Source organism: Pseudomonas hormoni (assembly GCF_018502625.1).
In the GTDB taxonomy this organism is placed as follows: domain Bacteria; phylum Pseudomonadota; class Gammaproteobacteria; order Pseudomonadales; family Pseudomonadaceae; genus Aquipseudomonas; species Aquipseudomonas hormoni.
Window position 1 is genome coordinate 4,360,551 of record NZ_CP075566.1, and the last position, 13,216, is coordinate 4,373,766.

Below are 13,216 nucleotides of genomic sequence, written 5' to 3' on the forward strand. Positions count from 1 at the left end.
AGCCAGTTACGGCAGAAGTTACTTGTTGATTTAATGGGTAAAGCGCGCGCAAAGCAATGGGTCGGGTGCATCCAGTGCTTTCTGCTACCATGGCGGCTCTGTTACTTCAGGTGTCTGATCATGGCATTTCGCCCTCTTACGGCCAGAGCACCCGCCGTTCTGCTTCGCGAAGCCAAACCGCTGAAAGCCATTTTTGGCCATGCTCAACGCCTGGGTCATTTACAACGTCTGCTGGAAAGCCAATTGCAGCCCGCTGCCCGCGAGCATTGCCATGTGGCCTCGTGGCGCGAAGGCAGTTTGTTGCTGATTGTCACCGATGGTCACTGGGCAACTCGTCTGCGTTATCAACAGAAGCGTCTGCAACGGCAGTTACAGATGTTCGATGAATTCGCCAGCCTGACCCGGATTCTGTTCAAGGTGCAACCACCGACCGTTCAGCAAGGGGCGGCCGGGCATACCATCAGTTTGTCCAGCGATGCGGGCGCGACCATTCAGGCGACGGCTGAGGGGATCAGTGATCCGAATCTGCGGGCGGCGCTGGAGCGACTGGCGGCTCACGCCAAACCCAAAGACTGAAGAATTCACAAACGCCCCTTGTAGGAGCGAGGCTTGCCCTCGAAGCTTTTAGCGGCCTCAAGGGCCTCTTCGCGGGCAAGCCTCGCTCCTACAGGGATTGTGCATATTCAATGACTTTCAGCGACGTTTGCTACCGCCGAGCAACGAACCCATCAACCCGCGCACCAACTGCCGCCCCAACTGATTGGCCGCCTGTCGCATCGCCGATTTCAGTGCCTGCCCTGCCGCCGTGCCGAGGAACTCCCCGGCCTTGTCAGTGAAGCTCGGTTCCTCCGCTGCAGGTTTGCCCGGCGCCGCTTCGGGCTCTGGCGCCAACCCTTTACGTCCCATCAACACTTCATAGGCCGATTCACGATCAACCGGTTTGTCGTACCGCCCCTTGAACGGCGAGCCGGCGATCAGCACCGTGCGTTCAGTCTCGGTTAGCGGCCCGATCCGCGATTGCGGCGGTGCGACCAGGACGCGCTGGACCATTTCCGGCGTGCCTTTGTCCTGCAACGTGCCGACCAACGCTTCGCCAATCCCCAGTTCAGTCAACACCGACAAGGCGTCGAATGCGGGGTTCGGGCGAAAGCCTTCGGCCACGGCCCGAAGGGATTTCTGCTCCTTGGCCGTGAACGCGCGCAAGCCATGCTGGACGCGCAGGCCAAGTTGAGCCAGCACGTCATCCGGCAAGTCGCCCGGCGACTGGGTGACGAAATACACGCCCACGCCTTTCGAGCGAATCAGCCGCACCACTTGCTCCAGACGTTCCTGCAACGCCTTGGGTGTATCGGCAAACAATAGATGTGCTTCGTCGAAAAACAGCGCCAGCAGCGGTTTGTCGGCATCGCCGCGTTCCGGCAGTTGCTCGAACAGTTCGGCCAGTAGCCACAAGAGGAACGTCGCGTAGACCTTGGGCGCCTCGTGCACCAGACGACTGGCATCCAGTAAATGGATACGCCCGCGACCCTCGGCGGTTGGCTGCAAAATGTCTTCAAGTTGCAGCGCCGGCTCGCCGAACAGCGCTTCGGCGCCCTGTTGTTCCAGAATCGCCAGACGTCGCAACAGCGCCTGACTCGACCCCGTGGTCATCAGCGCGGCGTCGTCCCCCAGCAATTCGGGGTGGTCACGCAGGTGATTGAGCAGTGCCTTGAGGTCTTTCAAATCCAGCAGCAGCAAGCCTTCGCGGTCCGCGACCTTGAACGCCGCGTACAACGCCGACTGTTGACTGTCGGTCAGCTCCAGCAAGGCGCCAATCAATAACGGTCCCATTTCGCTCAAGGTGGTGCGCAATGGATGACCGGACTGACCGTGAATGTCCCACAAGGTGACCGGATAGGCCTGTGGCGTGTGGTTCAGCCAGGGCATCCCGGCGATGCGCTCGGCAATTTTGCCTTGAGGGTTGCCGGCCGCGCCGAGACCGCACAGGTCACCTTTGATATCCGCGGCAAACACGGCCACGCCGGCATCACTGAACGCTTCGGCCAGCCGTTGCAAAGTGACGGTCTTGCCGGTCCCGGTAGCGCCCGCGACCAGACCGTGACGGTTCGCCAGGCGCATGGCCTGGGCGATCGGTTGCCCCGTGAGATCGGCACCGATAACGAGTTGCGATGAATCAGGCATTTGGTCACCTTTGGTTAATCTTTGATCCTGCGCGGTCGATACAAAAGACTGAAAAGCATCGGTTATCCCCCTAAGGAGAGGACGGAAATATCAGCTTGTTTTCATGACCGCCCACTGTGCGTTTCTTTATAAAAGCACGCCTTGGGCATTAAGACCTTAGCGGAACCCAAGCCATGAACAAAAACCTGCGCTTCAGCCATAAAATCCTGCTTGCCGCCGCCCTCATCGTCATTGCCGCGTTCGCCTCGTTCACGCTGTACAACGACTATCTACAGCGCAACGCCATTAGCAAGGACCTGGACAACTATCTGCAAGAAATGGGCAGTGTGACTGCCAACAATATCCAGACCTGGCTGACCGGCCGCAGTCTGCTGATCGAAAACCTTTCACAAAACGTCGCGCTGAACGCTGACACCGGCAACGTCTCCAAGTTGCTGGAGCAGAAGGCGGTGACGTCGACCTTCATGGGCGCCTATCTGGGCAACAAGGATGGCACCTTCCTCATTCGCCCGGACAGCAAAATGCCGGATGGCTATGACCCTCGCGCCCGTCCCTGGTACAAAAGTGCCCAAAGCACCAGCGGCTCGGCACTGACCGAACCCTACATCGATCTGGCCTCCGGCCAACTGGTCATCTCCATCGTCAATAGCGTCCTCAAGGACGGTCAGAACATCGGCGTGGTCGGCGGCGACCTGAGCCTGCAAGTGATCGCTGACAGCCTGAATGCGCTGGACTTCGGCGGTATGGGTTATGCGTTCCTGGTCAGCGCCGACGGCAAGATTCTGGTGCACCCGGACAAAGCGCTGGTGATGAAACCCCTGACCGAGGCGTATCCGAAAAATACACCGCGCATCAGCAGCGATTTCAGTGAAATAGAAGCCGATGGCAAAACCCGCATCGTCACCTTCACCCCGATCAAAGGCCTGTCTTCCGTCAACTGGTACATCGGTCTGTCGGTGGATAAGGACAAAGCCTTCGCGAAGCTCAGCGAATTCCGCGCCTCGGCGGTCGTTGCGACCGTCATCGCGGTCGCGATCATCATCGCCCTGCTGGGTATGTTGATCCGCATCCTGATCCAGCCGCTGCACGTCATGACCCGCGCCATGGCCGACATCGCCGACGGCGAAGGCGACCTGACCAAACGCCTGACTATCCAGAACAACGACGAATTCGGCAGCCTCGGCACCGCGTTCAACCGTTTCGTGGAGCGCATTCACGGTTCGATCCGCGAAGTGTCCTCGGCCACCGGCCAGGTCAACGAAGTGGCACTGCGTGTGGTCGCGGCTTCCAACTCGTCGATGTACAACTCCGACCAGCAAGCTTCGCGTACCAGCAGCGTCGCCGCCGCCATCAACCAGCTCGGTGCCGCAGCCCAGGAAATTGCGCGCAACGCCGCACAGGCCTCGAGTCAGGCCAGCGATGCCCGCAGCCTGGCCGAAGACGGCCAGCAAGTGGTGGATCGCAGCATTGTCGCGATGAACCAACTGTCGAGCATGCTCAGCGCCTCCAGCACCAACATCGAATCGCTGAACAGCAAAACCGTGAACATCGGTCAGATTCTCGAAGTGATCACCAGCATTTCCCAGCAAACCAACCTGCTGGCGCTCAACGCCGCTATCGAGGCCGCCCGTGCCGGTGAAGCCGGGCGTGGTTTTGCCGTGGTGGCCGATGAGGTACGCAACCTGGCGCACCGCACACAGGAATCGGCGCAGCAGGTGCAGACCATGATCGAGGAGCTGCAAGTCGGCGCCCGCGAATCCGTCAGCACCATGAGCGACAGTCAGCGTCACAGCCAGGACAGCGTGGAAATCGCCAACCTGGCGGGCGAGCGTCTGAACAGCGTGACCCTGCGCATTGGCGAGATTGACGGGATGAACCAGTCGGTGGCCACGGCGACCGAGGAACAGACGGCGGTGGTCGAGTCGATCAATGTCGACATCACCGAGATCAACACGCTGAACCAGGAAGGCGTGGAAAACCTGCAATCGACATTGCGGGCGTGTTCGGACCTGGAGCAGCAGGCGGCGCGTCTTAAGCAGTTGGTAGGCAGTTTCCGTATCTAGTGCCTGAACCGGCCCCTTCGCGGGCAAGCCTCGCTCCTACAAGGACTGCGTAAACCTGTAGGAGCGAGGCTTGCCCGCGAAGGCGGTCTGTAACAAACCGCATAAACCTCGCCAACATCCCCGCCACAAAACCCCAACCGAACATCTATCCTTCATAAAGGTCAACCAAGGGAGAACAACGGACCGGAGGAATGCTAATCGTGCATATCGCTGACATCACCATGTTCTACGCCCCTGCCAGCGGTGGCGTGCGCACGTATCTGGATGCTAAACACCGTCGCCTGGGGAGTAAGCCGGGCATTCGCCACAGTCTGCTGATCCCTGGGTCACACCTGAGTGAACAGGATGGCGTTTACACGGTTCCGGCCCCCGCCCTGCCCTTCGGCAAGGGCTACCGTTTCCCTCTCCGTCTCGCGCCCTGGCGCAATGTCCTGCAGGATTTGCAGCCCGATCTGATTGAAGTCGGCGATCCGTACCTCACGGCCTGGGCGGCGCTCGACGCCCGGCGGCAACTCGATGTGCCGGTGATCGGCTTTTATCACTCGGACCTGCCGCTGCTGGTCAGCAACCGCATGGGCAACTGGGTCACCACCAATGTCGAGGCCTATGTCAGCAAGCTCTACGGTAATTTCGACCGGGTGCTGGCGCCGAGCCGGATCATGGCCGACAAACTGATCAGCCTCGACGTGAAGAACGTTTTCGTACAACCGCTGGGTGTCGACCTGCACACCTTCCATCCCGATGCCCGAGACCCGGGCCTGCGCGCAGAACTGGGTATCGATGAAAATACCCATCTGCTGATTTTTGCCGGACGCGGCTCCAAGGAAAAAAACCTGCCGGTGCTGCTCGACTGCATGAAACGCCTGGGCCGCCGCTATCACCTGCTATTGGTGGGTTCGTCGATGCCGGCGGCGGTGCCGGATAACGTGACAGTGGTCGATGAGTTCTGCCCGTCGACACAAGTCGCAAGACTGATGGCCAGTGCCGACGCGCTGGTACACGCCGGCGATCAGGAAACCTTCGGCCTGGTGATTCTCGAAGCCATGGCCTGCGGCATTCCGGTGGTGGCCGTTGCAGCCGGGGCCTTTCAGGAAATCATCAACGCAGACTGCGGCCTGCTTTGCGCGCCGAACAACTCGATGGCGATGGCCAACGCCGTACGGGAACTGTTCGGTTCGGGCAGTGCCGTTTTAGGTCAACAGGCCCGCAGTCATGTCGAGCAACGTTATTCCTGGGACACGGTGGTCAACAGCCTGCTGGGCCATTATCACGCCGTCCTCGGCAGCCAATGGCCGCGGATCGCCAATGGCTGAACCCATGAACGCGCCCGGCCTGCTATTGGTGTTGCACGACGTCGCGCCACAAACCTGGGCCGATTACCAACCCTTTGTCGAAGCCATCGACGCCTTGGGCGAGGTGCCGATGACCTGGCTGGTGGTGCCGGATTTCCATAGGCACAACGATCTGGAGGCCCATCCGGGATTTCGGCGGATGCTCACCAGCCGTGTCGCCCGAGGTGACGAACTGGCGCTGCACGGCTATTTTCATTGCGATGAAAGCCCGCCGCCTCACACACCGCGAGACTGGTTTATGCGCCGCATCTACACCCACGAAGGCGAGTTTTACAGCCTGTCTCAGGACGCCGCCCTCGCACGCCTGCGTGCCGGCATTGACATGTTCCGTCGCTACCATTGGCCGCTGGAGGGTTTCGTCGCCCCGGCCTGGCTGATGAGCGAAGGGACACGCCAGGCGTTGCGCCAGCTACCCCTGAGTTACACCAGCGATCCGCAGCATCTCTATCGCCTGCCCGATTTCACCCCGGTCGATGCGCCGGGTCTGGTCTGGAGTGCACGCAGTGCCTGGCGTCGGGGCGTGTCGAAGCTGGTCAGCGATCAGCGTGAACACCGCTGGCGTCAAGCGCCGGTGATTCGCCTGGGCTTGCACCCGGTGGACATGCGTCATCCCTTCTCACGCAATTATTGGCTGCAAACCCTCAAGCGCCTGCTCGCCGAGGGCCGCGTGCCGTTGACCAAGGCGCGGTGGCTGGCGCAGTACAACGACCGTGCCGGTCGCGCCGCATGAGCCGTGCAATTCTGTTGTTTGTCGCGCTGCTCGCTGCGGTGCTGATTCCTCTGTTACTGGGCGGTAACCAGACCTGGTCGCGACTGCAGAGCTTTCCATTGAACTGGCTGTTGATCATGTTCGGCATGATCCTGCTGTGCTGGGTGGTGAACACGATGCGTTTGCGTCTGTTGCTGGGTGATCAGCGCGACAAGGTCAGCCCGGTCAAAAGCCTTGGTGTGGTGATGGCGGCCGAGTTCGCCTACTGCGCTACACCGGGCGGCAGCGGCGGACCGCTGACGATCATGGCGCTGCTGGCACGCAACGGCGTGCGCCCGGCACGGGGTAGCGCGGTTTTCGCCATGGATCAACTGAGCGATCTGCTGTTCTTTCTCTGCGCGTTAAGCGGGATTCTGATTTATGCGTTGTTCCAGCACCTCAGCGAACGCATGGAGTGGCTGCTGACGGTCAGCGCCATTTCGATGTTCGGCGGGTTGCTCAGTTGCGTGGTGATCGCGCGCTACCATCGGCTGCTGATTCGGCTGAGTGGGCGTTTGCTCGTGCGCTTGAATGTCAAAGGCAGCACGCGAATACGTTGGGCGCGAAAACTCCTGCATTTTCTGGCGGCGTTTACTGACACGCTGAAGTTGCCCGTTCAGACGTTGATCAAGGTGTTTGTCCTGACCTGTGTGCATTGGGTACTGCGCTATAGCGTGTTGTATCTGGCGCTGCGAGGGCTCGGTGCGGATTTGCAGTGGGCCTGGAGTTTTCTGATTCAGATGCTTTCGCTGAGCGCGGGGCAATTCAGTCTGTTGCCGGGTGGCGCAGGGGCGGCGGAATTGACCTCGGCCGCGCTGCTGGCGCCCATGGTGGGAAAATCCACTGCGGCGGCAGCGATTCTGATTTGGCGGGCGGTGACTTATTACTTTTATCTGGTGGTTGGGGGACCGGTGTTTTTGTTGATGCTTGGGCGGCCGTTGTTGAAGAAGTTGATGAGGTTTAGGCAGGCCTAGGGGGTGTTTTTTGTTGTGTACATATCCATTTCTGCGGTAACGGCGGCTATTGGTTCCGCCCTTACGGCGGGTTACTTGGAAAAACGGAACGCCGCCCGGCGCCAAGTAACCAAGCGCCTGCGCCCCTGACGTACGGTGGCTCGCTTAGGCTCGCCATGCCCTCGCTCCGGTCCTGCTCCGTGGGCCCGCCGCCATCGGCCATCCATGGCCGGGGGCGGCTAACCCGGCATCCCTGCCGGGTTGCCCACTGCGCAGAACCTGCGCTCGGCCTTCCGACGGGGCAGATCAAGATCAAAAGCCAGATCAACAGCCAAAGCGAGGCGGCCTGATAGCCGACCTGAAGTCCGTCAGGATCATCGGGGTGAACACCCATGTCATGCCCGCCAACACTCCCTGTGGGAGCTGGCTTGCCAGCGATGAACGTCCAGACACCGCATTCATTCAGACAGCACGCATCATCGTTAACGACCATCGCTGGCAAGCCAGCTCCCACAGGGGAACGCGAACGCTTCAAACGACAGGCCGGCCGGTAGGCCGCCTCGGTTGCATTGGCGGTGGTCGCCCCCTCACGCCCTGAGCCTGTCCGTCAACCTGTGACTACCTCCATCGGCGCCTCTACCAACGTTGATCTGCGCCGCGTTAAAGCCTGCAAGTAAGCCATCTCGTCATAGACAGTGCTGGTTTTCCAGCACTGATAGACGATTCTGATCCACTTAAAAGCAAGTGCTCTCAGCGCCGCTTGGTATGAGCATCCTTTTGCCCGCTGCTGCCGATAGTAAGCCTCGGCCCACGTTGATTGAGTGATGCTGTGAGCGGCCCATTCGACAAAAGTCTGGCGCAAGAACGTTGAGCATTGGTAGCGCCAATGCACCACTTTTTTCTTCCCACTGCGCTGTGTAACCGGTGCGATCCCGGCATATCGCTGCATCGCATTGGCGTCGCTAAATCGATCACGTTGTTCACCAAAAGCCACCATCAGGCGCGGCGCAAGATGCTGGCCGGCGCCAGGGAGCGCCTTAAAGATCGGGTAATCGGCCAAGGTGTTGGCCGTTTCTTCGATCTCGCGATCAAAATCCTTGATGGTGGAAATGAGCCCTTTGAGTTGCGACGCCAAGGCTGTCGCGTACAGCTGCGAAGGACGTATCACCCCCGGATCCTGCGTCAAAGGCATCGCTTTGGTGATGATTTCCCAGCGCGTTTGATTGAGTTGAGCATGACGAGCGTTGTGCTCATTAAAGAACTTGAGAAAAGTACTCTGGCGAGAACGCTTGATGTGCTCAAGCGTGGGCCAGCGCATTAGAAAGTCACAGAACACCACGGTGTCATGATTGCCAAACAGCTCCAGGGCCAATGGATAATACTGTTTGAGCGTGCAGATCAAGCGGTTGCTGACCTTCACTCGCTCATCAACCAGTGCACGTCGATGTTCTGTCAGGCTGGCCAAAATACGCATGGCTGGACTTTGCGGCATCAACTGGGGAAATCGTAGGGGATGAGTGAGCAACAGCTCAAGCGCCCATTGAGCATCGCTCGGATCATCCTTGGCACCGCTGCCGACAAAGGTTTTACGGTGTCTGGCCAAGGTGCTCGGATTAATCGGAAACAGGCAGAAGAACTCGTATTTTTGCAGGGCTGCCACCAACGGACCCTTGTTGAGTTCAAGAGCAATCGCAATCGGAGCGCCGTAGCGCTCAAACATCGATTTTGCCCAACGATCAATCGATTGGGGCGTGTGATCGATGACAGAGAAGTGCCGCTGGGTTTCCCCACCGACCTGCAAACACACGTCGTGCTTGGTATCTGCCCAATCTATTCCGATATAAGCAGTAAATTTCTGAGACAGGAGCGTTTCCATCAACAACCTCCACAGGCGCTAAAGTACATGCAGGGACATGCATGCTTACGTCCAGCGAAAGCGATATAGAGAGCCGTGTCGGGCTTTCCCTGAGGATTCGTTAGAGGGCGCAAGCACACCTGTGGGCTCGAAGGTGAGGAGGTAATCATCGCGTGCTTGAGAGGCATATTCGTAGCCCACAGGTGCATGTTCCTTCCTTGATTAAAACTGACTTCCAGACACCGAAGGATGGAAGAGGAAAGGAACGGACAACCTATATCGAGAGGCTTAGTTCCGGTTCTGCGTAGTGGGCACCGCGGCAGGGATGCCGCGGTAGCCGCCCCCGGCCATGGATGGCCGATGGCGGCGGGCCCACGGAGCAGGGCCGGAGCGAGGGCACCCTGAGCCTAAGCGAAGGGCCGAACGAAAGGGGCAAAAGCGCTTGGTTACTTGGCGCTTCTCCAAGTAACCCGCTGTAAGAGCGGAACCAATAGCAGCCGTTACCGCAAAAACGGATATGTACACAATCAAAGCGGCCCCGCGCCAAACCTCAAGGCCGCTTCACCGGCAATCCAGTTCCTTCAGGGTCAGAATCCGGATGCAACTCCTCCCACAACTCCACCGCCCCCGGAAACTCCGTCCCATCTTCAGGGCTCAAGTCATCCGGATCGTAGCGGCTCAAACACCCCTCCCCCAATGTGGCGGGGGCTTTGGAGGTGGCTTTGTCCAGTGGATCAGCCATGGTCAAATCCTCAGTGCAGAAACGGCGAAGGGCCTGAGCGATTGAACGCCCAGGCCCTTCGAATTTCAACCGTGCCGTGCGGGTATCAGAACACTACAGTCTTGTTGCCATGCACCAGCACCCGATCTTCCAGGTGATAACGCAGACCACGAGCCAGCACCATCTTCTCGACATCACGCCCGAAACGCACCATGTCTTCGATGCTGTCACTGTGGCTGACACGCACCACGTCCTGCTCGATGATCGGGCCGGCGTCCAGCTCTTCAGTGACGTAGTGGCACGTCGCACCGATCAGCTTCACCCCACGCAGGGAAGCCTGGTGATAGGGCTTGGCGCCGACGAACGACGGCAGGAAGCTGTGGTGAATGTTGATGACCTTGTGCGCATATTCACTGCACAACTCGGGTGGCAGGATCTGCATGTAACGGGCAAGTACCACCACTTCGGCTTCGTGCTGTTTGACCAGGCGCGAGACTTCGGCGAACGCCGGTTCTTTATCCTGTGGATTGACCGGCACGTGGTAGTAAGGAATACCGTGCCACTCGACCATGCTACGCAAATCGTCATGGTTGGAAATCACGCAGGAGATTTCGCAGTCCAGTTCATCGCTGTGCCAGCGGTGCAGCAAGTCGGCCAGGCAATGAGACTCGCGGCTGGCCATCAATACCACGCGTTTTTTCTGCGCGGTATCGGTAATGCGCCAGTTCATCGAGAACTCTTCGGCAATCGGCGCGAACGCTTCGCGGAAGGCCTCGATACCAAAAGGCAGCGAATCGGCTCGAATTTCGTGACGCATGAAGAACCAGCCACTGAGATTATCCGAGTGATGGCTCGCTTCAGTGATCCAGCCGTTATGTGACGCCAGAAAGTTACTGACTTTAGCAACGATGCCGACGCGGTCCGGGCAAGCAATCACCAGCCGAAAAGTGCGCATGGGGGGGAAACTCCAGAACTTCGCAAAGGCCGCCATTCTAGCGACTGCGCGGAAAAACTGCAGTATAGATGACACCTTGCATTGCACGAGGGCGGCTGACACAAGCGTTGAAAGCGCCCCCTCACCCGCGCAATGGTGCTCTTGTTGCCAATCTTCAAGTACTCAATTGTGAATATCTGTGATACCTGCGTCACACTATTTAACTGCACATCCCGCATGTGCCCTATTCACGACAACTAATTTAAATAAACTCCGGTTTAATGTTTACTTGATGAAACACCATGACTATTATTGCCGCACTGTCCCCTGCCATCCAGCGCCCTAACATAAGGTAGTCCCCATGTCCTTGATCAACGAATATCGTGCCACCGAAGAAGCTATCAAAGAGCTGCAAGCCCGTTTGAAGAACCTGTCCCAAGACGACAAACTGCAAACCGAGCTGGAATTCGAAGGCAAACTGCGCACCCTGATGGGCGAATACTCCAAGTCCCTGCGTGACATCATCGCGTTGCTGGATCCAGAATCCAAAACCAAGGCACCACGTGGCGGCGCAGTAAAAACTACTGGCACCAAGCGTGCTCGCAAAGTTAAACAATACAAAAACCCGCACAACGGCGAAGTCATCGAAACCAAAGGTGGCAACCACAAAACTCTGAAAGAGTGGAAAGCCAAGTGGGGCGGTGACGTGGTTGAAGGCTGGGCTACCCTGCTGGGCTAAGCCGCAACGCTTTTCGCTGCAAAAAAAGAACGCCAGCAAACGCTGGCGTTTTTTTATGCCTGGCATTCAGTGCCGGGTATTTATCATTTTCAAAGATTCAAACGTTTGCGCAATACCTGGACATAATTGTTCCACTCGTTGAGCACCCCTTGCTGGAACGATGTCGCCGTAATGTTCAATTGGGCTGCGGCCTCTGCAAAAGTCTCCAGCGTATTGGGCGCTCCCCACTCGGGATCTGACAAACGTTGCTGACAGAATATTCGCCAACGCTCTTGCTCTTCGAAATTCAACGTATCGGGAAAGTTACGCGCTCGATATCGAAACAATAATTCGGGTAAACGTTCATCATCGAAAGGCCATTGTTCCTTTGCTAATTGCGCCGGATCAGCCGCTCGGACTTGCTCACAAAGACGCCGGTCCCGATCACCAAAAAAACCATCGTATAACTGTTGCTCGGGGTCCTGGCTCTGGGTGAAATCCTCGCTGGCATAAATGGCCTGAACTTTATTTCGCCAAACTTGCTGTGCGTCACTTAGCCGCAGCGTGCGCTCCTGATATAACGCCATGTCCAGCCCCAGGCGTTGCTGATCAACGGGACGAAGTACCGACAGGGGCGCGACCACTGGGCATTTGTTGATGTGGATAAGCTTGAGCGGCACCGGCAATTCGCCCTCGGCCAGATCATCGCGTCGGGTATACAAGCGTTGGCGCAAGGCGTCGGCGTCCAGATCAAGCAAGCCCTGGGGATCCAGGTGCAGGTCGCAGACAATCAATGCATTCTTGTTGCGCGGGTGCCAGGCCAGCGGCAGCACCACGCCGACATAACTGCGTGCCGCCGAAAAGCGCCCGGAAATGTGCACCATCGGCTGCAACAGCCGAATCTGATCCATCACCTTTTGTTTACCGCGCAACTGAAACAGCCAGTCGTACAGCTTTGGCTGTTTTTCCCGAATCAGACGGGCCAGCGCGATGGTTGCGCGAACGTCCGACAGCGCTTCGTGAGCATTGCCGTGATCGATGCCGTTGGCGGCGGTCAGGCGTTCGAGTTTGAGCGTTACCCGCCCCTCGTCATCCTTGGGCCAGACGAGGCCATCCGGACGCAAGGCATACGCCGCACGCACCACATCGATCAGGTCCCAACGGCTGTTGCCGCCCTGCCATTCGCGGGCATAGGGGTCGAAAAAATTGCGATACAGGCTGTAACGAGTCATCTCGTCATCGAAACGCAAGGTGTTGTACCCCGCGCCACAGGTGCCCGGTGCCGCCAGTTGGGCGTGCACTCGGGTCATGAAATCGGCTTCGCTCAAACCGTGCCCGCTCAATTGGCCTGGTGTGATGCCAGTGATCGCGCAGGCCGCCGGATGCGGCAGGATGTCCTCACTGGGCTGGCAGTAAAGATTGACCGGCTCGTCTATGACATTGAGATCGAAATCCGTGCGAAGGCCCGCCACTTGCAGCGGACGGTCGCATCGGGGGTTGATGCCGGTGGTTTCATAGTCGTACCAGAAGATCGAGGTCACGGGCTATTCCTGAACTGAAGATCGGCGAAGTCTAGGCGTTTGCATCCCGCCCCGGCCAGCAATCTTGCATTCAACCACCTCTGGCCACGCACCGTGCAATACATAGTTATGTCGTTTCCCCCCAAGAGGCTGCTAGCATCGGCCGCACAG

Annotated in this window: 11 protein-coding genes and 1 pseudogene; 7 read left to right on the forward strand and 5 right to left on the reverse strand. The window is 58.4% G+C overall.

Annotated elements, in window-relative coordinates; genetic code table 11:
* Window positions 1-120: 120 nt before the first annotated feature.
* Window positions 121-576, forward strand: a complete 456-nt coding sequence (locus KJF94_RS20345; RefSeq protein ID WP_017340487.1) for a DUF721 domain-containing protein — start codon at window positions 121-123, stop codon at window positions 574-576.
* A gap of 117 nt (window positions 577-693) precedes the next feature.
* On the opposite strand, the gene KJF94_RS20350 is transcribed toward KJF94_RS20345, so the two are convergent.
* Window positions 694-2,181 carry a helicase HerA-like domain-containing protein gene (locus tag KJF94_RS20350; RefSeq protein ID WP_214378259.1) on the reverse strand — a complete coding sequence of 496 codons (1,488 nt, stop codon included), beginning with the start codon at window positions 2,179-2,181 and terminating at the stop codon, window positions 694-696.
* Window positions 2,182-2,354: 173 nt separating this feature from the next.
* Here KJF94_RS20350 and KJF94_RS30660 point away from each other — a divergent pair.
* From KJF94_RS30660 to gpgF, 5 genes and pseudogenes are all read left to right on the forward strand, one after another.
* A pseudogene (locus KJF94_RS30660) lies at window positions 2,355-3,386 on the forward strand (HAMP domain-containing protein); the annotation flags it as partial.
* Window positions 3,387-3,479: 93 nt separating this feature from the next.
* A complete protein-coding gene (locus KJF94_RS30665) occupies window positions 3,480-4,244 on the forward strand; it encodes a methyl-accepting chemotaxis protein (RefSeq protein WP_430955024.1) in 765 nt (254 codons plus the stop codon).
* A gap of 191 nt (window positions 4,245-4,435) precedes the next feature.
* Complete coding sequence (gpgS, locus tag KJF94_RS20360) at window positions 4,436-5,557, forward strand: N-acetylglucosaminyl phosphatidylglycerol synthase (RefSeq protein ID WP_214378262.1); 1,122 nt, start codon at window positions 4,436-4,438, stop codon at window positions 5,555-5,557.
* Complete coding sequence (gpgD, locus tag KJF94_RS20365; protein WP_214378264.1) at window positions 5,550-6,326, forward strand: N-acetylglucosaminyl phosphatidylglycerol deacetylase; 777 nt, start codon at window positions 5,550-5,552, stop codon at window positions 6,324-6,326. The genes gpgS and gpgD overlap by 8 nt, the downstream gene beginning before the upstream one ends.
* Window positions 6,323-7,318: a glucosaminyl phosphatidylglycerol flippase gene (gene gpgF, locus KJF94_RS20370; protein ID WP_214378266.1), complete on the forward strand. Its 996-nt coding sequence runs from the start codon at window positions 6,323-6,325 to the stop codon at window positions 7,316-7,318. Before gpgD ends, gpgF begins: the two co-directional genes overlap by 4 nt.
* A gap of 586 nt (window positions 7,319-7,904) precedes the next feature.
* On the opposite strand, the gene KJF94_RS20375 is transcribed toward gpgF, so the two are convergent.
* The 3 genes from KJF94_RS20375 to purU all read right to left on the reverse strand — a co-directional run bounded on the left by KJF94_RS20375 (window position 7,905) and on the right by purU (window position 10,828).
* Complete coding sequence (locus tag KJF94_RS20375; protein ID WP_214378268.1) at window positions 7,905-9,173, reverse strand: IS110 family RNA-guided transposase; 1,269 nt, start codon at window positions 9,171-9,173, stop codon at window positions 7,905-7,907.
* Between the two features lie 529 nt (window positions 9,174-9,702).
* Window positions 9,703-9,894 (reverse strand): hypothetical protein, encoded by a 192-nt coding sequence (locus KJF94_RS20380; protein WP_214378269.1) that lies wholly within the window; start codon window positions 9,892-9,894, stop codon window positions 9,703-9,705.
* Window positions 9,895-9,979: 85 nt separating this feature from the next.
* Entirely contained in the window at window positions 9,980-10,828 is an 849-nt protein-coding gene (purU, locus tag KJF94_RS20385) for a formyltetrahydrofolate deformylase (protein ID WP_017340494.1), read from the reverse strand.
* A gap of 340 nt (window positions 10,829-11,168) precedes the next feature.
* Here purU and mvaT point away from each other — a divergent pair, with 340 nt between their 5' ends.
* A complete protein-coding gene (gene mvaT / locus KJF94_RS20390; RefSeq protein ID WP_007933316.1) occupies window positions 11,169-11,546 on the forward strand; it encodes a histone-like nucleoid-structuring protein MvaT in 378 nt (125 codons plus the stop codon).
* An 89-nt stretch (window positions 11,547-11,635) separates the two neighbouring features.
* Here mvaT and sbcB read toward each other — a convergent pair whose 3' ends face one another.
* The gene (gene sbcB, locus KJF94_RS20395; protein WP_214378271.1) at window positions 11,636-13,066 is read right to left on the reverse strand and encodes an exodeoxyribonuclease I; all 1,431 of its coding nucleotides are present in this window, start codon (window positions 13,064-13,066) and stop codon (window positions 11,636-11,638) included.
* Between the last annotated feature and the right edge of the window lie 150 nt (window positions 13,067-13,216).